This is a genomic window from Pseudoroseomonas cervicalis ATCC 49957 (genome assembly GCF_000164635.1).
Classification (GTDB): Bacteria; Pseudomonadota; Alphaproteobacteria; order Acetobacterales; family Acetobacteraceae; genus Pseudoroseomonas; species Pseudoroseomonas cervicalis.
The window spans coordinates 70,427-73,156 of sequence record NZ_GG770784.1 but is presented as its reverse complement, the minus strand read 5'-3'; the positions used below and the strand labels follow the sequence as shown (position 1 = coordinate 73,156).

At 75.4% G+C, this 2,730-nt stretch carries 3 protein-coding genes; all 3 read right to left on the bottom strand.

What is annotated here, in order from left to right; genetic code table 11:
• Nucleotides 1-175: 175 nt before the first annotated feature.
• The gene (locus tag HMPREF0731_RS18395) at nucleotides 176-964 is read right to left on the bottom strand and encodes a hypothetical protein (protein ID WP_007005701.1); all 789 of its coding nucleotides are present in this window, start codon (nucleotides 962-964) and stop codon (nucleotides 176-178) included.
• A gap of 6 nt (nucleotides 965-970) precedes the next feature.
• Nucleotides 971-1,771: an amidohydrolase family protein gene (locus tag HMPREF0731_RS18390; RefSeq protein ID WP_040613931.1), complete on the bottom strand. Its 801-nt coding sequence runs from the start codon at nucleotides 1,769-1,771 to the stop codon at nucleotides 971-973.
• Nucleotides 1,768-2,730: hypothetical protein (locus tag HMPREF0731_RS18385; RefSeq protein ID WP_007005700.1), on the bottom strand; the 963-nt coding region annotated here is incomplete at its 5' end. The genes HMPREF0731_RS18390 and HMPREF0731_RS18385, both read right to left, overlap by 4 nt.

Here is a 2,730-nt window from a genome sequence, read left to right as displayed (position 1 = left end):
CAGCGCCGCCACATCGTCGGGGCGGGCGCGCAGCGTGGCATCGGCCACGGCGAAGCCGTGCGGCACCGGCAGGTCATCGGCCACGATGCAGTGGAAGCCGGCGGCGCGCGCGGCCCGGATGCGCGGCACCAGCCCGAGCCCGGCGCCCAGGATCAGCAGGCGCGGCGCCATGGCCTCAACCCTCCCCGCCGCCGCTCCCGCCCCCGGCGCGGCCGAGATCGGCGGCATCGCCGATGCCGCCCGCATCCTGCAGCTTGTTCACCGCGAAGACGCCGGACCAACGGCCGCGGAAGGCCAGCCAGTCGGCCGGGCGGTGCGGGTCGATCGTCTCGATGCCATGCGGCTGCTGCGGGTGGAACCAGACGACATCGCCGGGCGCCAGCGCCGCGTCGACGCCGCGCAGCGCGCCGTCCTTCTCCCGCAGCACCAGCCCGCCCTCGCTGTAGTCCTGGCCGAAGCGCGACAGCACCATCAGCGGCACGGCGCATTGGTGCGGCCCGACCGGGTCCTGGTGCAGGTTCATGCAGCCCTCGCCCGCCGGGTAGAAATGGAACAGCAGCCGGGCGATGGCGCCCTCCTCCGGCGCGCGGCCCAGATACTTGTCCGGTGGCAGCCCGGCCAGCAGGTTGCGCAGGCGGAACACCGGCGCGGTCAGGCGGAACAGGTCGAACGGGTCCTGGTTCCAGGGCAGGAAGGAGAACTGGTGGTAGTTCGCCTTCACGAAGGAACGCTCGTCCCAGCGGTTGACGCGGTGCGCGTTGGGCGCGCCCGGCCGCAACGGCACGTAGTTGGGCAGCGAGCAGCGGCCAATGCGCGACAGCCATTCGGTGATGCGCGCCACCAGCACGGGCGGCAGCACGGCGCGGCTGACGCCGACCTCATGCGCCCCGATCCGCTGCATCAGCGCGGCGCGCAGCGCGGCATCCCGCTCCAGCGCGTCCAGCGGCGGCATGTCGAACAGCATGGCGGCTCACTCCTCCAGCCGCAGCAGGCGGCGCAGATTGTCCGAGGCCGCGTTGCGCCGCTTCTCCGGCGGCAGCGCGGCGGTGAAGCCCTCGAACCGCGCGGCGGTCGCCGCCGGGCTGTAATCCGGCCAGTCGGTGCCGAGGCAGATGCGCCGGTCGAAGGCGGAGAACATGAAGGCGAGATCGAGATCGAGCGAGCTGCCCGGGTATTTCATCAGCGTCAGCGACAGGTCGAGCAGCAGATGCGGGTTGGCGCGCACGAACTCGGCGTAGCGCAGCAGCTCCACCCCGCCGCCATGCAGCAGCACGCAGCGCAGCGTCGGCAGGTCGGCGAGCGCCAGGGCCAGGTGCGGCAGCGGGTCCACCGGCAGCCGCGCCGCGCCCGGCCAGGGCGGCGGCGCCACCACGGAGGCGAAGGCATAGGTGCAGTGGAACACCACCAGCTCGCGCGCCGCCGCGCCGCGCAGCACGCGGGCGAAGCGCGGATCGGCCGGCGACAGGCCGGAGGCGCGCGGATGGATGTGGAAGCCCCGCGCGCCCAGCGCCAGGAAGCGGTCCAGCACCGCCTCGGGCGCCGGGGCGTCCGGCCCCTCCAGCGGCCAGGCGGGGATCGGCACCAGCCCGGGCCGCGCGCCGACGGCCGCGATGAAGTCGGCCTCCGCATCGCGCCCCGGCAGGGCCAGCACGCAGCCGCCGCAGAAGCCGGCTTCGGCGGCGGCGGCGGCATAGGCGTCGATGCGGCGGTCGAGGTCGCGCGCATCGCCCGGCGGCAACCCGCCATGGCTGTCGAAGATGGGCGCGCTCATGCCAGCCGCGTCTCCCAGCCCTCGGGCAGCAGGCTGTAGCCGATGCCGGCGCGGCCATAGCCATTGCCGGCATGGAACAGGATGTCCCGCCCGTCCCAGCGCAGCAGGCGGGGATAGCACTGCATGGCATCGTCCCAGTCGCCGGCGGCGATGGCGATGGGCGGCGCCAGCCGGCGGAACCGCCCGCCCTCCCCGCCGCGCGCCGCGTGCAGCCGGTAGCGGGCACCGCGCGCGGTGAAGAGCAGCAGCTCCTCCGCCGCCGCCCCGCGCCAGGTGACGGGCGAGGCCAGGGCGTATTCCTCCGCCTCGGCCGCCGGGTCGAACTCCACCGCGACCTGCCCGGGCAGCGCCCAGGCGATGCCATCCTGCGACCAGGCGGCATGGATGCGGTAGCGGTGCCGGAAGCCTCCCCCCGGCTGCGCCTCCCAGCCCAGGAAGCAGGTGTAGAGCATGCGCCAGCGCCCCGGCCCGAGCGGCTCCACGCAGCAGGAGCCATGGCCGATCGGCTCGGCATCGCAGGCCGCCAGCAGCGGCGCGCGGGAGTGCCGGGCGAAGCCGCCCGCCCCGCCCATCGCCAGGCCGAGCTGGTTGCGGAACGGCACCGCCCCGCCCAGGCGCTGCCAGCCGACGTAATACAGCCGCTCCCCCACCAGCCAGGGATAGCCGACGCCATCCGCGTCGAAGCCGCCCGGCTCGCCGGGGCCAAGCAGCGGCGCGCTGGCCGCGACCAGGCGCGGCGCCGCCGGGAAATCCTCGTAGCGCAGCAGGCCGATGCGGCTGGTGCCCGCGCCGTCGCGGCCGCTGACGAACAGCTCCAGCCCGCCCCGCGCATCCCGCCGCGGGAAGAAGGCGCCGAGCCCGCCTGCCATCCAGCCCGGCGGGGCATCGGGCACCGGCAGGCGGGTCGCCGGCGGCAGGCGCAGCCCGGCCTCCAGCACCGCGCTCACGCCGGCACGCCC

Bases quoted from the DNA above. Each gene is read 5' to 3' on its own strand.
- HMPREF0731_RS18395 (WP_007005701.1), bottom strand. From the start codon at position 964: ATGCTGTTCGACATGCCGCCGCTGGACGCGCTGGAGCGGGATGCCGCG.
- HMPREF0731_RS18390 (WP_040613931.1), bottom strand. From the start codon at position 1,771: ATGAGCGCGCCCATCTTCGACAGCCATGGCGGGTTGCCGCCGGGCGAT.